Annotated in this window: 22 protein-coding genes and 2 tRNA genes; 11 read left to right on the top strand and 13 right to left on the bottom strand. The window is 62.9% G+C overall.

What is annotated here, in order from left to right; translation table 11 throughout:
- Positions 1-14: 14 nt before the first annotated feature.
- The 4 genes from NCR98_RS09830 to NCR98_RS09815 all read right to left on the bottom strand — a co-directional run bounded on the left by NCR98_RS09830 (position 15) and on the right by NCR98_RS09815 (position 2,812).
- Complete coding sequence (locus NCR98_RS09830) at positions 15-347, bottom strand: AzlD domain-containing protein (protein ID WP_250465282.1); 333 nt, start codon at positions 345-347, stop codon at positions 15-17.
- Complete coding sequence (locus NCR98_RS09825) at positions 344-1,030, bottom strand: AzlC family ABC transporter permease (protein ID WP_250509347.1); 687 nt, start codon at positions 1,028-1,030, stop codon at positions 344-346. The genes NCR98_RS09830 and NCR98_RS09825 overlap by 4 nt, the downstream gene beginning before the upstream one ends.
- Positions 1,031-1,296: 266 nt before the next feature.
- Positions 1,297-1,776 carry a CreA family protein gene (locus tag NCR98_RS09820; protein WP_250526078.1) on the bottom strand — a complete coding sequence of 160 codons (480 nt, stop codon included), beginning with the start codon at positions 1,774-1,776 and terminating at the stop codon, positions 1,297-1,299.
- A 289-nt stretch (positions 1,777-2,065) separates the two neighbouring features.
- Complete coding sequence (locus NCR98_RS09815; protein ID WP_244825847.1) at positions 2,066-2,812, bottom strand: FadR/GntR family transcriptional regulator; 747 nt, start codon at positions 2,810-2,812, stop codon at positions 2,066-2,068.
- Positions 2,813-2,940: 128 nt separating this feature from the next.
- Here NCR98_RS09815 and NCR98_RS09810 point away from each other — a divergent pair, with 128 nt between their 5' ends.
- The 3 genes from NCR98_RS09810 to NCR98_RS09800 are packed head-to-tail and all read left to right on the top strand — an operon-like array spanning position 2,941 to position 5,665.
- Positions 2,941-3,684 (top strand): (Fe-S)-binding protein, encoded by a 744-nt coding sequence (locus tag NCR98_RS09810; protein ID WP_250526077.1) that lies wholly within the window; start codon positions 2,941-2,943, stop codon positions 3,682-3,684.
- A complete protein-coding gene (locus tag NCR98_RS09805) occupies positions 3,681-5,084 on the top strand; it encodes a lactate utilization protein B (RefSeq protein WP_244825845.1) in 1,404 nt (467 codons plus the stop codon). The genes NCR98_RS09810 and NCR98_RS09805 overlap by 4 nt, the downstream gene beginning before the upstream one ends.
- Positions 5,081-5,665: a LutC/YkgG family protein gene (locus NCR98_RS09800; protein WP_244825844.1), complete on the top strand. Its 585-nt coding sequence runs from the start codon at positions 5,081-5,083 to the stop codon at positions 5,663-5,665. The genes NCR98_RS09805 and NCR98_RS09800 overlap by 4 nt, the downstream gene beginning before the upstream one ends.
- Positions 5,666-5,744: 79 nt before the next feature.
- Here the strand turns inward: NCR98_RS09800 and NCR98_RS09795 are convergent.
- The 3 genes from NCR98_RS09795 to fdxA all read right to left on the bottom strand — a co-directional run bounded on the left by NCR98_RS09795 (position 5,745) and on the right by fdxA (position 6,463).
- Positions 5,745-5,820: transfer RNA gene (locus NCR98_RS09795), tRNA-Asn, on the bottom strand.
- Between the two features lie 103 nt (positions 5,821-5,923).
- Positions 5,924-5,999: transfer RNA gene (locus NCR98_RS09790), tRNA-Asn, on the bottom strand.
- A gap of 140 nt (positions 6,000-6,139) precedes the next feature.
- Complete coding sequence (fdxA, locus tag NCR98_RS09785) at positions 6,140-6,463, bottom strand: ferredoxin FdxA (RefSeq protein ID WP_062633607.1); 324 nt, start codon at positions 6,461-6,463, stop codon at positions 6,140-6,142.
- 321 nt (positions 6,464-6,784) lie between these two features.
- Here fdxA and pncB point away from each other — a divergent pair, with 321 nt between their 5' ends.
- From pncB to NCR98_RS09760, 5 genes are all read left to right on the top strand, one after another.
- On the top strand, positions 6,785-7,978 hold the full coding sequence (gene pncB, locus NCR98_RS09780) for a nicotinate phosphoribosyltransferase (RefSeq protein ID WP_250509316.1): 1,194 nt from the start codon (positions 6,785-6,787) through the stop codon (positions 7,976-7,978).
- Positions 7,979-8,127: 149 nt separating this feature from the next.
- Positions 8,128-8,799, top strand: coding sequence for a LutC/YkgG family protein (locus NCR98_RS09775; RefSeq protein ID WP_250526076.1), 672 nt, complete (start codon positions 8,128-8,130; stop codon positions 8,797-8,799).
- A gap of 29 nt (positions 8,800-8,828) precedes the next feature.
- On the top strand, positions 8,829-10,199 hold the full coding sequence (locus tag NCR98_RS09770) for a sodium:proton antiporter (RefSeq protein ID WP_250526106.1): 1,371 nt from the start codon (positions 8,829-8,831) through the stop codon (positions 10,197-10,199).
- Between the two features lie 10 nt (positions 10,200-10,209).
- On the top strand, positions 10,210-11,190 hold the full coding sequence (locus tag NCR98_RS09765) for a 2-hydroxyacid dehydrogenase (RefSeq protein WP_250526075.1): 981 nt from the start codon (positions 10,210-10,212) through the stop codon (positions 11,188-11,190).
- Entirely contained in the window at positions 11,187-12,644 is a 1,458-nt protein-coding gene (locus NCR98_RS09760) for a DNA recombination protein RmuC (protein ID WP_250526074.1), read from the top strand. Before NCR98_RS09765 ends, NCR98_RS09760 begins: the two co-directional genes overlap by 4 nt.
- A 48-nt stretch (positions 12,645-12,692) precedes the next feature.
- On the opposite strand, the gene NCR98_RS09755 is transcribed toward NCR98_RS09760, so the two are convergent.
- The 6 genes from NCR98_RS09755 to NCR98_RS09730 all read right to left on the bottom strand — a co-directional run bounded on the left by NCR98_RS09755 (position 12,693) and on the right by NCR98_RS09730 (position 20,223).
- A complete protein-coding gene (locus NCR98_RS09755; protein ID WP_305038162.1) occupies positions 12,693-13,172 on the bottom strand; it encodes a GNAT family N-acetyltransferase in 480 nt (159 codons plus the stop codon).
- Positions 13,169-13,444, bottom strand: coding sequence for a hypothetical protein (locus tag NCR98_RS09750; RefSeq protein WP_049655276.1), 276 nt, complete (start codon positions 13,442-13,444; stop codon positions 13,169-13,171). The genes NCR98_RS09755 and NCR98_RS09750 overlap by 4 nt, the downstream gene beginning before the upstream one ends.
- A gap of 64 nt (positions 13,445-13,508) precedes the next feature.
- Positions 13,509-14,813, bottom strand: coding sequence for a molybdopterin molybdotransferase MoeA (moeA, locus tag NCR98_RS09745; protein WP_250526073.1), 1,305 nt, complete (start codon positions 14,811-14,813; stop codon positions 13,509-13,511).
- Between the two features lie 76 nt (positions 14,814-14,889).
- The gene (gene mobA / locus NCR98_RS09740) at positions 14,890-15,507 is read right to left on the bottom strand and encodes a molybdenum cofactor guanylyltransferase MobA (protein WP_250526072.1); all 618 of its coding nucleotides are present in this window, start codon (positions 15,505-15,507) and stop codon (positions 14,890-14,892) included.
- A complete protein-coding gene (gene moaA, locus NCR98_RS09735) occupies positions 15,507-16,613 on the bottom strand; it encodes a GTP 3',8-cyclase MoaA (RefSeq protein ID WP_250465275.1) in 1,107 nt (368 codons plus the stop codon). The genes mobA and moaA overlap by 1 nt, the downstream gene beginning before the upstream one ends.
- Before the next feature lie 205 nt (positions 16,614-16,818).
- Positions 16,819-20,223: an Rne/Rng family ribonuclease gene (locus NCR98_RS09730; protein ID WP_250526071.1), complete on the bottom strand. Its 3,405-nt coding sequence runs from the start codon at positions 20,221-20,223 to the stop codon at positions 16,819-16,821.
- Between the two features lie 904 nt (positions 20,224-21,127).
- Between NCR98_RS09730 and NCR98_RS09725 the strand changes: the two genes are divergently transcribed.
- The 3 genes from NCR98_RS09725 to NCR98_RS09715 are packed head-to-tail and all read left to right on the top strand — an operon-like array spanning position 21,128 to position 23,191.
- The gene (locus NCR98_RS09725; protein ID WP_250526105.1) at positions 21,128-22,132 is read left to right on the top strand and encodes an RluA family pseudouridine synthase; all 1,005 of its coding nucleotides are present in this window, start codon (positions 21,128-21,130) and stop codon (positions 22,130-22,132) included.
- A 10-nt stretch (positions 22,133-22,142) separates the two neighbouring features.
- Complete coding sequence (locus NCR98_RS09720; RefSeq protein WP_250465272.1) at positions 22,143-22,802, top strand: HAD-IA family hydrolase; 660 nt, start codon at positions 22,143-22,145, stop codon at positions 22,800-22,802.
- A complete protein-coding gene (locus tag NCR98_RS09715) occupies positions 22,799-23,191 on the top strand; it encodes a Rieske (2Fe-2S) protein (protein WP_250526070.1) in 393 nt (130 codons plus the stop codon). Before NCR98_RS09720 ends, NCR98_RS09715 begins: the two co-directional genes overlap by 4 nt.
- Positions 23,192-23,223 lie beyond the last annotated feature (32 nt).

Here is a 23,223-nt window from a genome sequence, read left to right as displayed (position 1 = left end):
GCGCGAAGAAGCCTTTAACGCAAGACGACGAACTGCCAAACGAAGAAAACCGCGAGCGACACCCCGATGGTAAGTAAGGGCCGCCTGGTCCACGCGCACACGGCCACCGCAACCACGGCGGCCACGAGTTGCGGGTTGCGCCACGTGATTTCCGCGCCGTTGCCATGCGGCGAGACGGTCATCGGCACGATGATCGCGGTCAGCACCGTCACCGGCACGAAGCCGAGCGCCGTGCGCACGATGGGCGGAAACGGCAACCGCTCGCCCAGCACGAAGACGGCCGCGCGGATCAGATACGTGACGAGCGCCATGCCGAGAATCAGCAGCACATAGTTCGATGTGGTCATCGTGCGCGCTCCTTGCGGTTATCGCCGTTCGATTCACGCTCGCGTCGTTCCATCAGCGTGATCGCCATGCCGACTCCGATTCCCACCAGCACCGCCGCAAGCAGGCCGAGCTTGTACGGCCAGTCCTGCCACGCGAACGACAGCACGCCCGATGCCATCGCCGCCGCGACAAAGCGCACGGCCACCAGTTGCGGCACGATGATGGCGATGAACGTCGCGACCATCGCGAAGTCCAGCCCGAGCGACTTGAGCCCTGGGAATGCGGCGCCGAAGAGCAAGCCGACGAGCGTCCACAGTTGCCAGTTCAGATACATCGAGAGGCCGGAGCCGAAGAAGTAGTGCGGGCCGATTTCGCCCGGCGCGCGCTTCTGGTAATGCGCGTAAGCGACGGCGAACACTTCGTCGGTGAGCAGACCCGACAGCGTCCAGCGCCAGCGCGCGGGCAGATGCGCGACATAAGGCGCGAGCGTCGCCGAATAAAGGACGTGCCGCAAGTTGATGACGAAGGTCGTCGCCCAGATCACGATGAAGCTCGCGTGTCCCGCGATCATGCCGATGGCGATGAACTGCGCCGAGCCCGCGAACACCGCGAGCGACATCAGCTGGCCGTGCCAGAGCGTGAGCGGGCTCGCCGTGACGAGCGTGCCGAAGATGACGCCGAAGGGCGCGGCGCCGACCATCATTGGAATGGTGTCGCGCGCGCCGGCGGCGAATTCTCGCAGCGCGGGGCTGGATACTGCTTTCAAATCGTGCCTCCGTTATAAGCCAATACGAGCGCTTGGGCATTCATATCGGTCGCCGGGAGGATAAGGCATGCAGTAAGCATCGGGCTTGTACGATCGTGCGGCGCTCGTGGCTCGCGTGACGGTTTCAACCAGCCTGCCGGCAAGTCGTACAGTTTACAACTTCATTGTGGGCGCGGCGGGGCGCGCGCGTCGCTTCACTTCCTTCACTTCACGGGAATGGTCGTGCCTTCGGGAACCGGCACCGCCGTCACGCTGTTCTTCGGGCTGCCGGTCGCAATGCGGTCGCTGTAGGTCAAGTAGACGAGCGTATTGCGTTTGGCGTCGACCACGCGCACCACGTGCAGCGTCTTGAAGATGAACGACATGCGGTCGGAGAAGACATCGGTCTTCTGCTTGAGCGGCTGAGTGAATTTGATCGGCCCGACCTGACGGCAGGCGATAGACGATTCCGTCGGATCTTCCGCGATGCCGAGCGTGCCTTTCACGCCGCCCGTGCGCGCCCGCGACACGTAGCAGGTGACGCCCGCGACGAGCGGATCGTCATAGGCTTCGACGGTCACGCGGTCGGAACCGGTGAAACGGAAATTGGTGTTGACGCTCGCGATTTCCTCGGCCTGCGCTATTGCCGCGCCGAACAAGGTAACGAGCGCCGCAGCGGTAGCGGTGAGGAGAGTGCGGTTCATCGTGATCCTTCGGAAAAAGAGAAAGGGCGTCGTATTGTATCGACGCCCTTGCTGTTTTCCCGCAAGCATTCGGCCAATCGGCGATTCAATGGAAGATCAGATACAGGATCACCAGAACCACGACGGGCACACCGAGCAGCCATCCGAGTAGGTAAGGCATGTCGTCCTCCTTCGCGTGTTGTTTTTGACGATTCCAGTATCGCGAGGAAGCGCGCGCGGCGTTAGCCGTGTGTGTCCTAAATACGTGTAGGCGCAGTCCTATGCTCTCTTACCGGCACGTTACGATTGGTCATTCCATCACGCGAATCCTGCGCGCTGGCTGATCCCGATACAGCGTGCGCACGTAATCGAGATGCGCTCCGGCGCATTCGCGGGCGCGGGCGGGGTCGCGGGCGGCGATGGCATCGAACATGGCGCGATGCTGGGCGAGCAAGTTCGCTTCGACTTCATCGTCGTAATCGACCAGACGGTGCGATGTCAGCATGGACTCGCGCACCAATTCGTTGAGACCGTGCATGACGTGCGCCAGCGCGACGTTGTGCGTGGCGTCGGCGATAGCCAGATGAAACGCGGCGTCTTTTTCGGCAATGCGCGTGCTCTTGTCGGCCACCGCGGCTTCGAGCGCCTGGAATGCATCGGCGATGCGCGTCAGATCCGCCTCGGAGGCGCGCTCGGCGGCGTAGGCAGCGGACAGCGTTTCGAGGCCATGACGCAATTCGAGGACATCGGCGCTGGCGTTGGGTTGCTGTTCGAGGAGTGCGGCGAGTGGATGCGACACGAGCGGCGCCGTCACATCCGACACGACGAATCCGCCGCGCGCCACCGCGCGGATGAAGCCGTCCGACTCCAGCCGAATAAGCGCCTCGCGCAGCGACGGCCGCGAAACGTTGAGTTGTTCCGCCAGATCGCGCTCGGCTGGGAGGCGCTGGCCAGGCAGGAGCGTGCCGTTCGAGATCAACTCGCGTATCTGCCCCGACACCACGTCCGACAAGCGCACGCGGGCGTAGGAATGCGAGTGGACGGGCTGAAAAGGCATCGTTCGAGCAGTGGAGATAAATCGGGACTTTCGGAGTTTGACACGAAAGGGCCATCTCTTTAAAGTCTTGGTCAGACCAAGCTTACCAAAATCCGGCCCCCAATCCTCAAGTCGCCGTTTCGGAACCCATGAAAGTCGCCCTGTTTGTGCCCTGTTTCATCGACGCCTTCTATCCGCAGATCGGCGTCGCCACGCTGGAACTGCTCGAACGCCTCGGACTCGATGTCGATTACCCGCAGGATCAAACCTGCTGCGGCCAGCCGATGGCCAATAGCGGCGCTCACAAGGAAGCCGCAGGCGCCGAGCGCGTGTTTACGCGCAACTTCGCGGATTACGACTACGTCGTCGGACCGTCGGCGAGTTGCGTGCATCACGTGCGCGAGCACTTCACGGCCATCGAACAGACGAGCGCGGTATCGAAGGTCAGAAAAAACACCTACGAGCTCGTCGAATTCCTGCACGACGTCTTGCAGGTGCGCGAGTTTCCGTGGGCCGAATTCCCGCATCGCGTCGGGCTGCACAACAGTTGCAGCGCGGTGCGGCACTTGCGCGAAACCTCGAATTCGGAAGTGGCGGCGGCGCCGTTTTCCAAGCCGCGCGCGCTGCTCGAAGGCGTGAAGGGCATCGAATTCGTCGCGCCCGCGCGACCCGACGAATGCTGCGGCTTCGGCGGCACGTTCTCCGTGACCGAGGAAGCCGTGTCCGTGCGCATGGGTCAGGACAAAGTGCGCGATCACGTCGGCGCGGGCGCGCAGTACATCGTGTCGGGCGACATGTCGTGTCTCATGCATCAGCAGGGATGCGCCGAGCGTCTCAAACTCGATGCGCGTTTCATCCATATCGCGCAGGTTCTCAACGGAGCGCGCGCATGAGCAAGACCTCGGGCAAGTCGGTGAGAATCGATCACGCGAAGGCGGCGGGCGCGTTTCTGCAGAAGCCGGATCACGTCGCGTTCCACGACAAGCGGCTGTGGGACTTGCGCAGCAAGCGCGACGCGCAGGCGCACGGTATTCCCGAATGGGAGGAGATGCGCAATCTCGCGTCGGGCATCAAGGAACATACGCTGTCCAATCTCTCCGAATACCTCGCGCAGTTCGCGGATCAGGCGGAGAAGAACGGCGTCGTGGTGCACTTCGCGGCCAACGCGGAAGAGCACAACGCGCTCGTCCACAAGCTGATGAGCGAACGCGGCATGACCACGCTCGTCAAGAGCAAATCCATGCTCACCGACGAATGCTACATGCGCGACTATCTCGAACCGCGTGGCATCACGGTGATGGAAACCGATCTTGGCGAACGCATTCAGCAGTTGGATCACCAGGACCCGAGCCATATGGTCGTGCCAGCCGTGCACAAGCTGCGCGCGGATGTGGCGGAGCTTTTTGGACGCACGATCGGCACCGATCCGGACAACAGCGACATCCACTATCTCGCCGAAAGCCAGCGCATGGACACGCGGCCGTACTTCGTGCGCGAGAAGACGGCCGGCATGACGGGCTGCAATTTCGCGGTGGCGGAAACGGGCACGGTTGTCGTCTGCACGAACGAAGGCAACGCGGATCTCTCGGCGAACGTGCCGCCGCTGCATATCGCGTCCATCGGCATCGAGAAGATCATTCCGCGTATTGCCGATCTCGGCGTGTTCGTGCGCATGCTTTCGCGCAGCGCGCTCGGCTCGCCGATCACGCAGTACACGTCGCACTTTCGCGCGCCTCGGCCGGGCACGGAGATGCATTACATCCTCGTCGATAACGGCCGTTCCGAACGCCTCGCGCTCGACGACTTCTGGTTCTCGCTCAAGTGCATTCGCTGCGGCGCGTGCATGAATACGTGTCCGGTGTATCGGCGAAGCGGCGGGCTATCGTACGGCGGCACGTATTCGGGGCCGATCGGCGCGATCATCAATCCGACGCACGATCTCAAGCGCTACAGCAGCCTGCCGTTTGCCTCGACGATGAACGGCAGTTGCACCAACGTCTGCCCGGTAAAGGTGAATATTCATGAACAGATTTACAAGTGGCGCGAGGTGATCGCCGAACGCCACGAAGTGCCGTTCGTGAAACAGGAAGTGCTGAAGATGGCGGGACGGCTGCTCGCGAGTCCGACGCTTTATCGCGCGACGGTGGCATCGCTTGGCGGCGCGCTCAAGCGGCTGCCGAACTTCGTGCTGTACAACCCGCTCAACATCTGGGGCCGGCAGCGTGACTTGCCCGAAGCGCCCGCCGAGACCTTTCACGAGTGGTACAAGAAAAACCGGAAGATCGCCAAATGACGACTCGCGAAGCTTTTCTGTCGAAGATCCGCGCGGCGCAGCCCGCTTCGCGCCCGCTTCCCGATGTGCCCGTTTTCGCGACGCCCGAGGGCGATCTGCGCACGCGCTTCGAAACCGCGCTCATCGCCATGGGTGGAACATGCGTGGAAGCGCAGAGCCTGGACGAAGTCGGCGCGATGATCGCGCAACGTTTCGGCGATGGCGCAGCGGTGGCGTCGGCGGTGGCGGGAATCGAAGGCACGCGGCCGATTACGGTCGATACCGTTCCGTCGTCGCTTCAGGATGTCGATGTGGGCGTCGTGAGAGGGCGCTTCGGCGTGGCGGAGACTGGCTCCGTGTGGTTCAGCGAAAAGGAGTACGTCGTCAATTCAATCGGTTATATCGTGCAGCATCTCGTCGTGCTGCTCGATCCTTCGCAACTCGTCGAAGGCTTGCAGCAGGTTTATCGACGACCCGATTTTCAGTCGGCCCGTTATGCGGTGCTGGTAACGGGGCCTTCGGCCACGGCGGATATCGAGGGCGTGCTGATTCGCGGCGCACAGGGCGTGCGATCGCTGACGGTTGTCTGGCTTGCTGCTTAGATGCTTAGAAGAGCGCTACTGCTATTTGCGCAAACAAAAAAGCCCAGTCGAATGACTGGGCTTTTTGTATGAAACTGGGTGGCTCCCCGACCTGGGCTCGAACCAGGGACCTACGGATTAACAGTCCGGCGCTCTACCGACTGAGCTATCGGGGAACAGCTACTACGCTTGAAACGAGTCTCTGATGAGACAAAAAACCCAGCTCACAACTCGGCTGGGTTTTCCTTTGATTCTGTCTGGAACCTGCTCGATACTGAGTGGCTCCCCGACCTGGGCTCGAACCAGGGACCTACGGATTAACAGTCCGGCGCTCTACCAACTGAGCTATCGGGGAACATCTACTGCAGAGAAACGAAATTATAGGGAGCGCTTTCTGCGCTGTCAACGCTCAATCTTCATTCAATAACGGTTTTTTGCAACGAAATTGATTGATCCTGCGCGTCCGACAAATGACACGGCGGCAAATACAGCCGCTTAGCGCTCCAGCAGATCCAGCTTTTCCTTCACGTCCTTGAATTCGTCGGCTTCCGGCAGCGGCGCCTTGGTCTTCGTGATGCTCGGCCAGTTGCGCGCGAGTTCCGCGTTCAGTTCGGTGAAGTGTTGCTGGTCGCCGGGAACGTCTTCTTCGGCATAGATTGCATTCACCGGGCATTCGGCCACGCACACGGCGCAGTCGATGCATTCGTCCGGATCGATCGCGAGAAAGTTGGGACCTTCGCGGAAGCAATCCACCGGGCACACGTCCACACAATCGGTGTAGCGGCACTTGATGCAGCTTTCGGTCACAACGTGAGTCATTCAGGCTCCTGCATGCGCAATTCGGGGGAGGGCGGCGTTTTTAGATGACCATATGGGCAGCGGCACAGGGCCGTGCGCGGCTCGCTCGCCAAAACGCATATTGTAGCGTAACGGTAAAAGGCGACGCGAGCGCCGCGCCATGCGCCTTATATCGATTCGTGATTAATGTATGCGGCTTTCCTAAAAGGGCCGGGGCGGCAGGATGCCGTGCACGCATTCGGGTAACATGAACGGACAGCGCGCGGCGCGTCTTGTCAATAGCGGTCGGTAGCGGCCTATACAGCGCGCGGGCATCCTTGCATCGATGTACAAGCCAGAACCATGATCATCAATTCGCTGCTCGATACCGATCTCTACAAATTCACCATGATGCAGGTGGTCCTGCATCATTTCCCGGCGGCGCACGTCGAGTATCGCTTTCGCTGCCGCACGCCGGAAGTGGATCTGGTGCCGTTCATCGACGAGATTCGGGACGAGGTGCGTCAACTCTGCAACCTGCGCTTCAAGGAAGAAGAGCTCGACTATCTGCGGCGAATGCGCTTCATCAAGAGCGACTTCATCGACTTTCTCGCGCTCTTTCATCTGAACGAGAAGTCCATTCGCATCGCGCCGTCGAAGAAGGGCAACGGCGAGATCGACATCGAAATAGAAGGGCCTTGGCTGCACACCATTCTCTTCGAGATTCCGGTGCTGGCCATTGTCAACGAAGTGTATTTCCGCAATACGCAGAAAAAGCCCGAATACGAAACCGGGCGCGAACGTCTGCGCGACAAGATCAAACTGCTCGCCACACCGCCCGAATATTCGGACTGCAAGATTGCCGATTACGGCACGCGCCGCCGCTTTTCGGGCCAATGGCACGAGGAAGTCGTGCTAACGCTCAAGGAGCGGCTCGGCGAACAGTTCGCGGGCACGAGCAACGTGTTCTACGCGATGAAGCATGGTTTGCGTCCGCTCGGCACCATGGCGCATGAATACCTGCAAGCGTGTCAGGCACTCGGCCCGCGTCTGCGCGACTCGCAGATCTTCGGCTTCGAAATGTGGGCGAAGGAATATCGCGGCGACCTGGGTATCGCGCTGTCGGATGTCTACGGCATGAAGGCGTTCCTGCGCGACTTCGACATGTACTTCTGCAAGCTCTTCGACGGCGCGCGTCACGATTCCGGCGATCCCTTCGACTGGGGCGAACGCCTCATCCGGCATTACGAGGAAAACCGCTGTGATCCGCGCACCAAGGTGCTCGTGTTCTCGGACGCGCTGGATATTCCGAAGGTGCTGCAACTGTATGAGCGTTTCCGCGGGCGCTGTCAGCTCGCGTTCGGCGTCGGCACGAATCTCACGAATGACCTGGGCTATCAGCCATTGCAGATCGTCATCAAGATGGTTCGCTGCAATGGTCAGCCGGTGGCGAAACTCTCCGATTCCCCCGGCAAGAACATGTGCGACGACAAGGCATATCTTGCTTATCTGAGGCAAGTGTTCGGCATCGAGAAGCAAGCGGGCGAGACCGACTGACGCTTGGTTCGTGCTTTGTTCCCGCGCGCGGCCTATGCCTTTCGGCCGAGGTTCGCGCGCTCAAGACCGCTCGATATAATTCCATAGTGCCGCCAGGACTCGTGGCGCGCACGCATCCGGAACACTCTCGCACTCGTAAGGACGGCACCATGGACACATCGGCGGCGCGCCGCAATATTCTCGCGCGCATACGCAGCGCGCAGGGCAGACGCGATGAGCCGACCGAAGCCGAGCGTGCCACCGCGAACGACTATCTGACGCGTCATCCCGAAGGTCCGCGCCCGCCGTTGCCCGACACCCGCGACGCGCTCATCGCGCGGTTCCGGCTCGAAGCCGAACGGCTCTCGACCACCGTCGCCGAAGTCGCCGCGCTCGGCGATGCTCCCGCCGAAGCCGCGCGCTACCTCCGCTCGTTGAATCTTGCCACCGATGCCGTCGCATGGCCTGCGTTGGCTGAGTTGCCGTGGACCCAGGCGGGCATTCAAGCGTCGTTACGCAAGCCGGAAGACGCGGATCTCGTCGGCATCACGGGCTGCTTTTGCGCGACGGCGGAAACCGGGTCGCTCGTGTTGCTGTCCGGCCCGGATACGCCCGCGTCCGGCGCGCTCTTGCCGCAGACGCATATCGCGGTCGTGCCGGCTTCGCGCATCGTCGCGGCGCATGAAGACGCCTTCGCACTGATTCGCGCCGAACGGGGCGAACTGCCGCGTGCGGTGAACTTCGTTTCCGGGCCGTCGCGCACCGGCGATATCGAGCAGACCATCGTGCTGGGCGCGCATGGGCCGTATCGCGTGCATGTAGTCGTCGTGACCGAAGCGTGAGCGCAGTGCGGTCTCTTCTCCTCGGCTGCATGGCATTGCTCGGCGCGATGTCGAACGCGTCGGCGGCCACGGTCGATGGCGCGAGCTTGTCGGCGGCGTGGGGCGTTCCGTTCTTCGGCATGCTGCTTTCCATCGCGGTGTTTCCGCTCGTCGCGGCGAAGCTCTGGCATCACCACTTCGGCAAGATCGCGTTGCTCTGGGCGCTCGCGTTTCTCGTACCCTTCGCGGCTGCGTTCGGCGGCGGCACGGCGCTCGGCGTATTCGTTCACGCGATGCTCGAAGAGTACATACCGTTCATCGTTTTGCTGGCTTCCTTGTACACGGTCGCGGGCGGCATTTGCGTGCACGGCGATCTTCGCGGCTCGCCGCGTCTGAATGCCTCGTTGCTCGCACTGGGAACCGTGCTGGCAAGCCTCATGGGCACGACCGGCGCGGCCATGCTGCTGATCCGCCCGCTCTTGCGCGCCAACGAAAACCGCAGGCATGTCGTGCATGTGGTCGTGTTCTTCATCTTTCTCGTGGCAAACGTGGGCGGCTCGTTGTCGCCGCTCGGCGATCCACCTTTGTTCCTCGGCTTTCTGAACGGCGTCGGGTTCTTCTGGACGACCACGCATCTCTTTCTGCCGATGCTCCTCGTCTCCGTCGTTCTCCTCGCGCTCTTCTACGCGCTGGATACTTATTTCTGGCGCAAGGAAGAAAAAACGCAGCCCGGCTTGGTCGGGACGATTGCAGTTCACATCGACGGCAGGATCAACTTTTTGCTGCTCGCGGCGGTCGTCGCATTGGTGCTGATGAGCGGCATCTGGAAGCCGGGCGTCGTGTTCGATGTGTACGGCACGCATCTGCATTTGCAGAACGTCGTGCGCGACGCGGCTTTGGTGATCGTGCTGCTCGCATCGCTCGTGCTCACGCCGAAAAGCGCGCGCGAGGGCAACGCGTTCGGCTGGGCGCCTATCGAAGAAGTGGCGAAGCTTTTCGCGGCCATTTTCATCACCATCGCGCCGGTCATCACGATTCTGCGCGCGGGCGAGTCGGGCGCGTTCGCGGGCATCGTGCACGCGGTGTCCGACCAAGGCAAGCCGCACGATCTCGCCTATTTCTGGGCCACGGGCATCCTGTCTTCGTTCCTCGATAACGCGCCGACGTATCTCGTGTTCTTCAATCTCGCGGGCGGCGACGCTCCCACGCTCATGACCACGGGCGCGTCCACACTCGCGGCAATCTCGGCGGGCGCGGTCTTCATGGGCGCGAACACGTATATCGGCAATGCGCCGAATTTCATGGTGAAGGCAATCGCCGAATCGCGCGGCATTCGCATGCCGGGCTTCTTCGGTTATATGGGATGGTCTGGCATCGTCCTGTTGCCGTTATTCGCCGTCTTGGGCTGGCTATTTTTCTAGGAGCAATTCGATGAAGAAGGTGCTTGTTGCGCGTCCCACTTTTCCCGATGTGGTCGAACGTCTGAAACAGTATTTCGAAGTCGATCTGAATCCGGGCGACGTGCTTGGCCAGGAGGAGTTTCGCGCGCGTCTGGCCGACAAGGACGGCGCGTTCACTGCCGGTGAGATGGTCGGCGAAACGGAACTGGCGGGCTCGCCGAACCTGAAAGTCGTCGCGAACATGGCGGTCGGCTACAACAACTTCGACATGCACGCATTCGACGCGCACAAGGTGCTCGGCACCAACACGCCCAACGTGCTGAACGAAACCACCGCCGACTTCGGCTGGGCGCTCATGATGGCTGCGGCCCGGCGCGTGACCGAATCCGAGCACTTTCTGCGCGCGGGCAAATGGCAGAAGTGGAATTTCGATTCGTTCCTCGGCACCGACGTGTACGGCTCGACGCTCGGCGTGATCGGCATGGGCCGGATCGGGCAAGCGCTGGCGCGCCGCGCGGTGGGCTTCGACATGCGCGTGATCTATCACAACCGTTCGCGCGTCGCGCCGGAGATCGAGTCGCAACTCAACGCGGAGTACGCGTCGAAGGAAGACTTGTTGAAGCGCGCGGATCACGTCGTGCTCGTGCTGCCCTACACCAAAGAGAACCATCACACCATCGGCGCGGCCGAGCTCGCGTTGATGAAGCCGACGGCCACGCTTACCAACATCGCGCGCGGCGGAATCGTCGACGATTCGGCGTTGATCGCCGCGCTGCGCGAGAAGCGTATCGCGGCCGCGGGGATCGACGTGTTCGAAGGCGAACCCGACTTCAATCCCGATTTCCTGTTGCTCGACAACGTCGCGTTGACGCCGCATATCGCGAGCGCCACCGAGTCGACGCGCCGCGCGATGGCCAATCTCGCCGCGGACAATCTCATCGCCGGTTTGGGTGAAGGACCGCGCGCCGGCAATCCGCCGAATCCGATCAACCCGGACGTGCTGAAAAAATGATCGAACTGTTGTACGGCGCGATCGCGCTCCTGGCGTTTGCGCTTCTGGTTGCGCTCGTCGTCCTGTTTGCGACGATGCGGCGCACGTCCCGTGTCGATATCGAAGAGGAATTCGTCGCGCTCACCGACCGCGTGAACGACATGGGCGAGGCGCAGACGCGCGCGCAGGAGCGGCTCGAACGCGGCTTGCGTGGCGATATCGCGGAGAGCGCGCGCGTCTCGCGCATGGAATCGCAAAGCGGCTTCACGCAGTTTCATCAGACGCTCGCGACGCAGTTGGCGAGCACGTCGAGCGTGCAGAACGCGCAGTTCGACGCGCTTGCGCAGCAACTCGCGCAGCAGAGTCAGCAGGCGCGCGACGATCAGGGCAACGCGCTCAAGCGCTTCGCCGACTCCATGACTTTGCATCTCGGCCAGCTATCGGAAGCGAACGAACGGCGGCTCGGCGAAGTGCGCGCGACGCTCGAAGCGCGCCTCAAGGACATCGAGGCGAACAACTCGGCGAAACTCGATGAAATGCGCCGCACCGTCGATGAAAAGCTGCATTCCACGCTGGAGCAGCGGCTCGGCGAATCGTTCAAGCTGGTGTCGGACCGGCTCGAACAAGTGCATCGGGGCTTGGGTGAGATGCAGACGCTCGCGGCGGGCGTCGGCGATCTGAAGAAGGTGCTGACCAACGTCAAGACGCGCGGCATTTGGGGCGAAGTGCAACTGGAGTCGTTGCTTGAACAGTTGCTCACGCCGGATCAATACGCGAAGAACGTCGCGACCGTGCCCAAGAGCAACGAACGCGTGGAGTTTGCAGTCAAGTTGCCGGGCCGTCACGACACGCCGGGCGCGCCGGGCGATGCCGCGACGCCGGTGTGGCTGCCTATCGACGCCAAGTTTCCGCGCGAGGATTACGAGCGTCTCGTCGATGCGCAAGATCGCGCAGATCCCGTCGGTGTGGAAGAGGCCGCGCGTGCGCTCGAAGGACGCTTGCGCGCGGAGGCGCGTTCCATCGCGCAGAAGTACGTGTCGCCGCCGCATACGACCGACTTCGCGTTGCTGTTTCTGCCGACCGAGGGTTTGTATGCCGAAGTGCTGCGGCGTCCGGGTCTGACCGACTATCTACAGCGCGAGCATCGCGTGAGCGTGGCCGGTCCGACCACACTCACGGCACTGCTCAACAGTCTGCAAATGGGCTTCAGGACGCTCGCTATCGAAAAGCGGTCGAGCGAGGTGTGGCAGGTGCTCGGCGCGGTGAAAACCGAGTTCAACAAGTTCGGCGATGTACTCGCGAAAACGAAGTCGCAGCTCGAAACCGTCACGCGCTCGATTGAAGCGGCGCAGACGCGCACGCGTCAAATGGGCAAGCGCCTGCGCGATGTGGAAGCGCTTCCGGGTGAGGAAGCGCGTGGTCTGCTCGGGGATGACGAGGCCGCGCTGCCGCGGGACGGGGACGACGAGCTTTGACGAGCTTCAGATGGATAAGCGGCCTGCGCGTCAGCGATGCAACCGCGTCTACGAAGCCAACCGCTCAAGCGACTCACCCGTGATACGCACGATGCGCCAGTCCGGCAATACGGTTGCGCCCATCTTTTCATAGAAGTCGATAGCGTTCTGATTCCAGTCCAGCACCGACCATTCGAAGCGGCCGCACTGACGCTCGACCGCAAGTGCCGCAAGCCGCTTGAGCATCTGCGTGCCGAGGCCGCTGCCGCGCAACGTCGGGCGCACGTAGAGATCTTCCAGATACAGCCCGCGCTTGCCGAGAAACGTGGAGAAGTTATGGAAGAAGAGCGCATAGCCGACCACTTCGCCTGCCTGTTCCGCGACCAGCGCTTCGGCTGACGGACGCGCGCCGAAGAGCGCATCACGCACGCCATCTTCGGTCGCGATAAACAGATGCGTGAGCTTCTCGAATTCCGCGAGTTCGTACATCAGCGCGTAGATCGCGCCGATATCGGCGGGCGTGGCGGGGCGAATCGACGCGCCGCTCACGCTTCCTCCGGTGCGTCGGACAACACGATTTCTATGCCGCCGAAACGCGACGCCACCCAGTTATAAGCATGGCACGCAATCCACAACAGCACGAAGCCAAGGATTGCGTTGAGCAGCAGCGCGCTCGTGACCGTGCTCACTTCCACCGAGCCGTATCGCACGAACGCGACTACCACGCCGAGCAGCACGATCGGCACGCTGAAAGTCAGATACACGAGGATCAGGGCCTTGGCCGTCTGTCCGGGTGCAATGGATGAGATCTGCTTTTTCATGGACTAAAAACCCGTCTATCGATAAAAAATGGTGGTGATCGCGTCGCCGTACTTTTTGGCGCGCTCAAACGAGGCCGTCGAACGGCACGATATCCACGGAATCGCCCGTTTCGACATTGCCGCGATCGTGTTCGAGCACGATGAAGCAATTGGCCCGGCTCATGGAACTCAGCACGCCTGAACCTTGCGGCCCGGTGGTCACGACGCTCCATTGACCGTCGGCGCGGCGGCTTGCAATGCCGCGCTGAAATTCCGTGCGGCCCGCGCGCTTTTTGATCGGCTCGGCGCAGGTCGCGCGAATCTCGATGAGCGGCTGGCGTGCGGCGCCCGACATGGCCAGCAAGGCTTCACGGACGATGAAGTAGAACGTGGCCATCACGGCAACGGGGTTCCCCGGCAAGCCGAAAAAGAGCGCCGATTCGCCCGTGCCCGCGCGCGGTCCCGACCACAAGCGGCCGAATGCGAGCGGGCGGCCGGGACGCATGGCGATCTTCCAGAATGCGACGTCGCCGAGCGAGTTCATCAGTTCGCGCGTGAAGTCGGCGTCGCCAACCGAGACGCCCCCCGAGCTGATGACGACATCCGCTGCTTGCGCCGCTTCGCGCAACGCCTTCTCCAGCGATGCCTGGTCGTCGCGCACGATGCCCAGATCGACCGTCTCGACGTCGAGGCGGCGCAGCATCGCGAAAAGGGTGTAGCGGTTGCTGTCGTAAAGGCTGCCGGGCGCAAGCGGTTCACCGACGGAGCGCAACTCGTCGCCCGTGGAAAAGAACGCGACGACGAGACGCTTCCGCACCGCGACTTCGGCGATTCCGAGCGACGCGAGCAAACCGAGGTCGGACGCCCGCACGATACGGCCTGCTTGCAAAGCGGCCTTGCCGCGAGCCAAGTCTTCGCCAGCGAGCCGCCGGTTCTGGCCTTCGCTCACGACGGTTGATGGGAAGCGAATGACGTCGTCATCGCGCGTGACGAGTTCTTGCGGCACGACGGTGTCGCAGCCCGGCGGAATCAGCGCGCCCGTCATGATGCGCACGCATTGAGCCGAGTTGGGTTCGGCGCTGAAAGGACGTCCGGCGAGCGCGATACCCGCGACGTTCAGTTCGACGGCATCGCGCGCGGCATTGAGCGCGGCGCTTTTGAACGCGTAGCCGTCCATTGCGGAGTTGTCGAATGCCGGGACATCGATGGGCGAGATCACGTCTTCGGCGAGCACGCGGCCGAGCGCCTCATAAAGACTTACGCGTCCGACACGCCCGGCATTTCCACGCGGCATGGCCCACTGACGAACGATTTCCTGCGCGGCCGCAACCGGCAGCGCGTTCGGATCGTAGTAAGTGACGCAAGCGGAGAAGGGCCTGGACGTGGTCATGAATCGGAATGGTCGCGACCGAAGTCGGGAAGGACAGCGATGCTGGAACCGGCTGAACCTGAACGAATGCGCGTGGCTAACGACGCGCCAGTTCAGCTAGCTGATACAAATCATTGATATTGTAAAACGCGCGATCATCGTGAAATGGCACTTGCACCGCCTTGTGGCGCGCGTACCACGCACGGACCTTGCGTTCGCCGGCGGCGAGCCAGGCGTCGAGATCGTCGGCGAGCGAGGTTCGAATCAGCGCGAATACCGGATGCGCGATGCGCGTTTCGTCCGTATCGACGGTCGCGGCATAAGCGATGTCCGCGCCATGTTCGTCGAGCGCGCGTCGCAACGTGGTGCCGAGTTGCGGATCGACGAAAGGCGCGTCGCAAGGCGCGGTCAGCACGAACTCGGTGTGCGCCGCGCGCAATGCAGTGGCGATGCCGGCAAGCGGGCCGGGATAATCGGCGAGCGAATCGGCGATGACGCGTGCATCGAAACGCATAGCGAGCCGAGCGTAGTCGTCGCCCGAACGATTCGCGCTGATGAGCATGGCGTCCGTCTGCGGCGCGAGGCGGCGCAGCACATGCAACGCGAGCGGTTCGTCGCGCAGGAGCTGTAGTCCCTTGTCGACGCCGCCCATGCGCGAGCCGCGTCCGCCCGCGAGCACGAGTCCGGTAGTCTGATTTTCCGGAGCCACGGGCATCAACCGCCGATGTACGACATCTCGACGCGCGGCGCTTCACGGCGCGCGTTTCCCGCCGCGCTGCCGCGCAATTGCGAGTAGCGATCGCCGCGCGCGTGCCAGATGTGCGCAACGGCGTTGGCGACGTCGGCATCGCTCGCGCCGCCGCGAATGAGCGCGCGCAGATCGTGGCCGGACGTGGCGAAAAGGCAGAGGTACAGCTTGCCTTCGGTCGAGAGCCGCGCGCGCGTGCAAGTGCCGCAGAACGCGCGCGTGACGCTCGAAATCACGCCGATCTCTCCGCTGCCGTCGAGATAGCCCCAGCGTTGCGCGGTTTCGGCGGCCGTATGCGCTTCGAGCGGCGCGAGCGCGAAGTGCTCGGCGATCCGCTCGACGACTTGCGCGGACGGCAACACCTCGCTCATGTTCCAGCCGTTCGACGCACCGACATCCATGTATTCGATGAAGCGCAACACCACGCCGCTGCCCTTGAAGTGACGCGCCATCGGCACGACTTCCTGATCGTTCGTGCCGCGCTTGACGACCATGTTGACCTTGATCGGCAAAAGGCCCGCCGACTGCGCGGCTTCGATGCCGTCGAGCACGTCGGCCACGGCGAAATCGGCGTCGTTCATGCGGCGAAAAAGCGTGTCGTCGAGCGCATCCAGACTGACCGTGACGCGCGACAGCCCCGCATCCTTGAGCGAACGTGCCTTGCGCGCGAGCAGCGATCCGTTGGTGGTCAGCGTGAGATCGAGCGGACGGCCTTCGGGCGTGCGCAGAAGCGCGAGTCGTTCGATCAGAAATTCGATGTTCTTGCGCAGTAGCGGCTCACCGCCCGTCAAACGGATTTTTTCGACGCCGTGGGCCACGAAGACGCGCGCCAGCCGCTCGATTTCCTCGAACGAGAGCAGGGCGGAATGCGGCAGAAACGGGTAGTCCTTGTCGAACACGTCGCGCGGCATGCAGTAGACGCAGCGGAAGTTGCAGCGATCCGTGACCGAGATGCGCAGATCGCGCAGCGGACGCGCGAGCGTGTCCGTCAGCAACCCGGATGGCAATGCCACCGCGCCGGAAAAATCCGGAATGGCGCTGACATCGGCTAAGGGGATGATGCGTCGGGACATGGCGGCGGTCTTGCTCGGCTCGGAGGCTTGTTCGAATAGTAGAAGCACGCAGTCATTTTAGCGGAACGCGGCGAACCAGTCGTCTTACCCTTTGGTACAGGCTTTCCATACCTAGGCGTCAAAAAAAAACGCCATCGACGTTAGCCGATGGCGTTTTTCCTGCGCAACCGGGCGTTCCGTGGAACGCCCGGCGGCGGCACTACGCTTACTGCGCGTCTTTGCCGGTTTCCACTTGCTGCATCGGCGCGGCGCTCACAGGCGGCAGCGGCTTGCGCTCGCGCGGCACGCGTGCCGGCGCGGCTTCGCGCTCGGCTGCGGCGTTGGCGTCGCGCAGCTTGCTGGCGTCCGTGTTGACCCAGACGAGGCCGGCGGATTCGAGCATCGGCTGCAACGCTTCCGTCGATACCGGCGTCGCGGCCGGTGCAGCTGCGGGCGCGGCGGCTTTCACCGGCTCCGCTTCCACTGCGACGGGCTGCGAAGCCACTGCCGTTTCAATCACGCTTTCAGTCGTCACCGTTTCCACGGCCTGGACCTGCACGGGCGGAACCGAAGTCGCCTCAGGCGTCGCTGCAACCGCGGCGACCTTGACGGGTTCGGCGGGTTCGGCCCGTACCGGCGCGGCTTCGGCGGACGGCGTTTCCGCGATTGCCTCAGCCGGAGCTTCGAACGGCTTGGCCGTTTCCACTGGCTTCGCGGTTTCGACAGGCGCGGCCACTTCGACAGGCTTCGCTTCTTCCACGGCTGCGGGAGCAGCAGACGTGGCAGGCGCGAAAGGATCGGCGGGCTTAGTTTCCGCGAGTTTCGGCGTCGGGCCGAACGGGTTATCGACCGCGAGCGACGCATCCGGCTTCGCGAAAAACTCCGGCGCCGGTTCGGGCGTCGTCGCCTTCAACTGCGCGTTCGCTTCGATAGCCTCGGTCTGCGACGGCTGCTCGACGCGCACAGGCGCTTGCACCGGTGCAGCGACGGCTTGCTCGGGCGCCTTCTCCACGCTGCGTTCGGCGACAGGCTGCGGCGCGGCGACGGCCGGACGCGGTTCGCGACGCGCGGCGGCTTCTTGCGCGGCTTCGGCATCGAATACGCCAGCTTGCGCCGACATGCTTTCGGCTGCGCCTTCCGCTTCGGCGACATCGGCGGCGTGATTCACCGTCGTGCCGTCATCTTCACGTTCGCGACGACCGCCACGACGACCGCGACGGCGGCGACGACGCTCTTCGCCATCACGCGCGGCTTGTTCCGCCGACATCGCGTCGAGACCGTTTTGCTGCGCGAAGTCGTCGTCGGTTTGCGCCGTTTCGACGATCTCCGACGGCACCGCTTCGCTTGGCGTCAGTGCTTCGACGGCGGTTTCGGCTTGCGGCTTGCGACGCTCGCCACGTTCCGGACGCTCGGTGCGTTCCGCACGATCGCCACGTTCACCACGCTCGCCGCGATCCGCACGCTCGCGTCGTTCCGGACGCTCCGCAGCCTCGGCGCGCGGTGCGCGTTCGGCGTTTCGGTCCTGATTGCGTTCGCGCGGCTCACGTGCCTCACGCGGCTCGCGCGCCTCGCGGGGTTCGCGTCCTTCACGTCCTTCGCGTGCTTCACGCGGCTCACGAACTTCGCGCAATTCACGGCCTTCGCGACCCGGACGCGCCTCGCGGTCTTCACGGCGTGCGCCTTGACGGCCCGTGCCATTGCCGCCGCCAACCGCGCCATTCACGCCGTTTGCGCCGGCAGCGGCGCCTACGGCCGCGCCATCGCGATTCGCACCGCCCCGGCGATTACGGTTGCGATCGCCGCCGCCCGTGCGTTCGCCGCGCTCCGGTCGCTCGCGTGGCGCGCGCGTGGCGGGTTGCGCTTCGACCGGCGCGGGCGCCGGTTTGACTTCAGGCTGAATGCCGAACAGGTTCTTGATCCACGCGATGAACCCGCCGCTCGCCGGCTCCGGTGTCGCTGCAACGGGCGCGGCCTCGACCGGCGCCGGTTTGACCGGCGCGCTCGGCGCGGGCTTTTCAGGCGTGATGCCCTTGACCGCCGCTTCCTGCTTCGGCTTTACTTCCTCGGTGCGTTTGCTGTAGCCGGTTTCCGATTCCATCTCGGTTGCCGCTTCCACTGCCATCTTCCACGAGGCGCGCGGTTCGTCGAGACGGGCATCGTCGTGACGCAGACGCTCCAGCTTGTAATGCGGCGTCTCCAGATGCTTGTTCGGAATCAGAACGACGTTGACCTTGAAGCGCGACTCGATCTTGTTGATTTCCGAGCGCTTTTCGTTCAATAGGAAGGCGGTCACTTCGACCGGCACCTGGCAATGAATCGCCGCGGTGTTTTCCTTCATCGCTTCTTCCTGAATGATCCGCAGCACTTGCAGCGCGGACGACTCGGTATCGCGGATATGGCCCGTGCCGTTACAACGCGGGCAGGTGACGTGGCTGCCTTCGGAGAGTGCCGGACGCAGCCGCTGACGCGACAGTTCCATCAACCCGAAGCGAGAAATCTTGCCCATTTGTACGCGCGCACGGTCGTGCTTGAGCGCGTCTTTCAGGCGCTGTTCGACCTCGCGCTGGCTCTTTGCCGACTCCATGTCGATGAAGTCGATCACGATCAGCCCGCCCAGATCGCGCAGACGCAACTGGCGCGCGACTTCGTCGGCGGCTTCCAGATTGGTGCGCGTGGCGGTTTCCTCGATGTCGGCGCCCTTGGTCGCGCGCGCCGAGTTCACGTCGATGGCGACGAGCGCCTCGGTGTGATCGATCACGATCGCGCCGCCCGAAGGCAGCGGCACCGTGCGCGAGTACGCGGTTTCAATCTGATGCTCGATCTGGAAACGCGAGAACAGCGGCACGTCGTCGTGATAGCGCTTCACCTTTTGCAGGTTGTCGGGCATCACGATGTCCATGAAGGCGCGCGCCTGATCATGGATTTCGGTCGTGTCGATGAGAATTTCGCCGATATCCGGCTGGAAATAGTCGCGAATCGCGCGAATGACGAGGCTCGATTCGAGATAAATCAGCATGGGCTGGCCGGCGACGCCGCTCTGCGACGCGGCTTCGATCGCGCGCCACAGTTGCATCAGGTAATTCAGGTCCCACTGGAGTTCTTCGGCCGAGCGTCCGATTCCCGCCGTGCGCGCGATGATGCTCATGCCTTCCGGCAGTTCGAGCTGCGCCATGGTTTCGCGCAGTTCCTGCCGCTCGTCGCCTTCGATCCGGCGCGACACGCCGCCGCCGCGCGGGTTGTTCGGCATCAGGACGAGATAGCGTCCGGCGAGCGAAATGAACGTGGTCAGCGCCGCGCCCTTGTTGCCGCGCTCTTCCTTTTCGACCTGAACGATCAGTTCCTGGCCTTCGCGCAGCGCGTCCTGAATGCGCGCGGAGCGCATCTCGATGCCGTCGCGAAAATATTGGCGGGCGACTTCCTTGAACGGCAGAAAACCGTGGCGGTCCTCGCCGTAGTTGACGAAACAGGCTTCGAGCGACGGCTCGATGCGGGTGACGACTCCCTTGTAGATGTTGCCTTTGCGCTGTTCGCGCCCGGCGGTTTCGATGTCGATATCGATGAGCTTCTGCCCATCGACGATGGCGACGCGGAGTTCTTCCTGCTGCGTCGCATTAAACAGCATGCGTTTCATTGAACGGCTCCAGAGCGGCTCTGCCGTCCCTCATCTTGCGAATCGGCGCGGAGTTCGAACCCGTGGTCGAACATCGGCGGGCGAAGCGGGAGGGCGAGCGTGCCGCGCTTTTTGTGTGTTGTCACAAAGCACGCTGGAGCGGGACTTCTGGCGGGAGAATTGCCGAAAGCGGGCACGGGCGCATGAGCGGGCCGGGCCGTGGGGCACCTTGCGACAACTGGGAGGCGCGCCGATACGGTGCGCTGCGCGGTAAAACGCGTCGAGGAAAAACGGCGGCGCCGGGGGTTTCGCGTCTCAAATTAGACGCGCCAAACCCGCTGCGCTCTTCGAACAGAGCCTTCTCCTCCGACGGCGGCAATGCAGGAGGGCGGCCTCGCGTAATTTCGCGCGATGCTTCTTCGCCGACCTCGACCCTTGCCTGACCGCGCTGGCACGGCCGCAGACCCGAAAGCTCCGCTGGCGTGCCGCATGTCTCGCCTCACTGCGACGTTTTTTAACTGCTATCGCGCTTCGCCGGAATCAGCGCAGCCGCGATGTCGTCGCGAGTTGTTCGCAATCGGCGAGCTTCGATTTGCCGTTCGTCCCGTTGCTCGATGGCAGGGGAAAATCTGGGCGGGCGACCGGCTTCAACGACCGGGCGCCATCGCTTCTCGCCGATAAAAATTCTTTTTGACCAAAAATCCGTTACCGATCGACGATCACTCGACCGAACGCGCCTGTGGGCCCCGTCCCTGCCGGTGATATCGCCGTGCGTGCAACTTGTTGCTCGATTTTCCGGGCGAGCAACCGGCCCTGGGCGCAAGTAAAATGATGGTTTATTGCTTGCACCTGTACAGTCTGATAGTTCGCAGCCACGGTTTTCGTGTCACGCTGTTTTTCAGACTGCTCGCAAATTATATTCAGAATGAATGAGTTAGGCAAAACATCCCATAAACAGGTCGCAAGCGAGCAGGTGTCGATGATCGAAATCGACGAAACCGCTGCCGGTCAGCGCATCGACAATTTTCTATTGCGCGTCTGCAAGGGCGTGCCCAAAAGCCATATTTACCGAATTCTGCGCAGTGGCGAAGTGCGCGTGAACAAAGGCCGAATCGATTCCGCGTACCGGCTCGAAATCGGCGATCTCGTGCGCGTGCCGCCCATTCGTGTCGCGCAGCCAGATGAAAAACCGCTGTCGTCGAACGCGCCGGCCGCTGAATTCCCCATCATTTTCGAGGACGACCATTTGATCGTCATCGACAAACCGTCGAGCGTCGCGGTCCACGGCGGCAGCGGCGTGGCGTTCGGCGTCATCGAACAATTGCGCAACGCGCGCCCGCACGCGAAATTTCTCGAACTCGTGCATCGGCTGGATCGCGAGACGTCCGGCGTGCTCATGCTTGCCAAAAAGCGTGCGGCGCTCGTCAATCTGCACGAGCAGATTCGTGAGAATCGCGTCGACAAACGTTACTACGCGCTCGGACATGGCGACTGGCCAAGCGACTGGGGACGGCGGCGTATCGTCAAGGAGCCGCTGCACAAGTACGTGGCGGCGGACGGCGAGCGGCGCGTGCGGATTCAGGAGAACGGTCTGCCATCACATACGGTTTTCAATCTGATCGAGCGCTGGGACGACTACGCCTGGGTCGAGGCCGAACTTAAAACCGGCCGCACGCACCAGATTCGCGTACATATGGCGAGTCTCGGCCTGCCTATTGCGGGCGATGCCAAGTACGGCGATTTCGCGCTCAACAAGGAGCTCGCGCGTCCGAACGCGAAACCGTCGCTCAAACGCATGTTCTTGCACGCTTATCGACTGAAAATCACGCATCCGGCGACCGGCGAGCCGCTGCAGCTCGAAGCGCCGCTGCCGGCGGAATGCCGGCGCTGCATCGACCAGCTCAAGCTCTTAAACCAAGATCAACAGTGAGACACGTTACATGGCGCGGCAGCAATTCGATTTGATCGTCTTCGACTGGGACGGCACCTTGATGGATTCGACCGCGCACATCACGCGCAGCATTCAGGCGGCATGCCGCGATCTGGGGCTGCCAGTTCCGGCCGATGAATCCGCGAGCTACGTGATCGGCCTCGGCCTCAGGGACGCGCTGCAGATTTGCGCGCCCACGCTCGATCCTTCCGACTATCCGCGTCTGGCCGAGCGTTATCGCTATCACTTTTTGACGACCGGCCAGACGACCGAACTTTTCACTGGCGTGCGCGAGTTGCTTCGGGAACTGCGCGAAGAGGGCTATTTTCTCGCGGTGGCGACGGGCAAGAGCCGTGTCGGACTGAACCGCGCGCTCGACGAGTCGCGCCTCACGAGCCATTTCGACGCCACGCGCTGCGCCGACGAAACCTTTTCGAAGCCGCATCCGGCCATGCTCCACGAACTCACGCGCGAACTCGGCCAGGATTTGTCGCGCACGGTGATGATCGGCGACACCACGCACGACCTGCAGATGGCGATCAACGCGGGCGCGGCGGGCATCGGCGTGGGCTACGGCGCGCATCCGGCAGATTCGCTGACGAAGCTGGAACCGAAGTTCTGCGCGGATAGCATCGCGTCTCTGGCGGGCTGGCTGCGGGAGCACGCATGAGCGAGCCGACGCAAGCCGCGATCGCCGTGCGCGTGTGCGCCGCCGATGAACTCGGCGCCGGCGGCGCGGGCCGGCGCCTGAACGCGGCGGATGCGAGCGGCGAAGCGGTGGTGTTCTTCGTGCGCTACGACGGCAAACCTTTCGGCTACCTCAACCGCTGCGCGCATGTCCCGATGGAACTGGACTGGGTCGAAGGCCAGTTCTTCGAAAGCTCGGGCCTATACTTGATGTGCGCGACGCACGGCGCGATCTACGAGCCCGACACGGGCAAGTGCGTCGGCGGTCCGTGCCGCGGCGCGCGTCTGCGCGCACTCGCCGTCGAGGAACGCGACACGCCCGAAGGCCGCGCGGTCTTCTGGCTGCCCGACGACACGCTGCGCCCGGCCTGAATCCCCATTTTTCCTTGAGCTGGTTTGACGAC

It is taken from the genome of Caballeronia sp. GAWG2-1, from assembly GCF_023631405.1.
GTDB lineage: Bacteria > Pseudomonadota > Gammaproteobacteria > Burkholderiales > Burkholderiaceae > Caballeronia.
This window is presented reverse-complemented; position numbering and strand designations above follow the sequence as displayed.

Excerpts from the sequence above, each read along its gene's own strand:
- NCR98_RS09830 (WP_250465282.1), bottom strand. The coding sequence starts at position 347 with ATGACCACATCGAACTATGTGCTGCTGATTCTCGGCATGGCGCTCGTC.
- NCR98_RS09825 (WP_250509347.1), bottom strand. The coding sequence starts at position 1,030 with ATGATGGTCGGCGCCGCGCCCTTCGGCGTCATCTTCGGCACGCTCGTC.
- NCR98_RS09820 (WP_250526078.1), bottom strand. The coding sequence starts at position 1,776 with ATGAACCGCACTCTCCTCACCGCTACCGCTGCGGCGCTCGTTACCTTG.
- NCR98_RS09815 (WP_244825847.1), bottom strand. The coding sequence starts at position 2,812 with ATGCCTTTTCAGCCCGTCCACTCGCATTCCTACGCCCGCGTGCGCTTG.
- NCR98_RS09810 (WP_250526077.1), top strand. The coding sequence starts at position 2,941 with ATGAAAGTCGCCCTGTTTGTGCCCTGTTTCATCGACGCCTTCTATCCG.
- NCR98_RS09805 (WP_244825845.1), top strand. The coding sequence starts at position 3,681 with ATGAGCAAGACCTCGGGCAAGTCGGTGAGAATCGATCACGCGAAGGCG.
- NCR98_RS09800 (WP_244825844.1), top strand. The coding sequence starts at position 5,081 with ATGACGACTCGCGAAGCTTTTCTGTCGAAGATCCGCGCGGCGCAGCCC.
- fdxA (WP_062633607.1), bottom strand. The coding sequence starts at position 6,463 with ATGACTCACGTTGTGACCGAAAGCTGCATCAAGTGCCGCTACACCGAT.
- pncB (WP_250509316.1), top strand. The coding sequence starts at position 6,785 with ATGATCATCAATTCGCTGCTCGATACCGATCTCTACAAATTCACCATG.
- NCR98_RS09775 (WP_250526076.1), top strand. The coding sequence starts at position 8,128 with ATGGACACATCGGCGGCGCGCCGCAATATTCTCGCGCGCATACGCAGC.
- NCR98_RS09770 (WP_250526106.1), top strand. The coding sequence starts at position 8,829 with ATGGCATTGCTCGGCGCGATGTCGAACGCGTCGGCGGCCACGGTCGAT.
- NCR98_RS09765 (WP_250526075.1), top strand. The coding sequence starts at position 10,210 with ATGAAGAAGGTGCTTGTTGCGCGTCCCACTTTTCCCGATGTGGTCGAA.
- NCR98_RS09760 (WP_250526074.1), top strand. The coding sequence starts at position 11,187 with ATGATCGAACTGTTGTACGGCGCGATCGCGCTCCTGGCGTTTGCGCTT.
- NCR98_RS09750 (WP_049655276.1), bottom strand. The coding sequence starts at position 13,444 with ATGAAAAAGCAGATCTCATCCATTGCACCCGGACAGACGGCCAAGGCC.
- moeA (WP_250526073.1), bottom strand. The coding sequence starts at position 14,813 with ATGACCACGTCCAGGCCCTTCTCCGCTTGCGTCACTTACTACGATCCG.
- mobA (WP_250526072.1), bottom strand. The coding sequence starts at position 15,507 with ATGCCCGTGGCTCCGGAAAATCAGACTACCGGACTCGTGCTCGCGGGC.
- moaA (WP_250465275.1), bottom strand. The coding sequence starts at position 16,613 with ATGTCCCGACGCATCATCCCCTTAGCCGATGTCAGCGCCATTCCGGAT.
- NCR98_RS09730 (WP_250526071.1), bottom strand. The coding sequence starts at position 20,223 with ATGAAACGCATGCTGTTTAATGCGACGCAGCAGGAAGAACTCCGCGTC.
- NCR98_RS09725 (WP_250526105.1), top strand. The coding sequence starts at position 21,128 with ATGAATGAGTTAGGCAAAACATCCCATAAACAGGTCGCAAGCGAGCAG.
- NCR98_RS09720 (WP_250465272.1), top strand. The coding sequence starts at position 22,143 with ATGGCGCGGCAGCAATTCGATTTGATCGTCTTCGACTGGGACGGCACC.
- NCR98_RS09715 (WP_250526070.1), top strand. The coding sequence starts at position 22,799 with ATGAGCGAGCCGACGCAAGCCGCGATCGCCGTGCGCGTGTGCGCCGCC.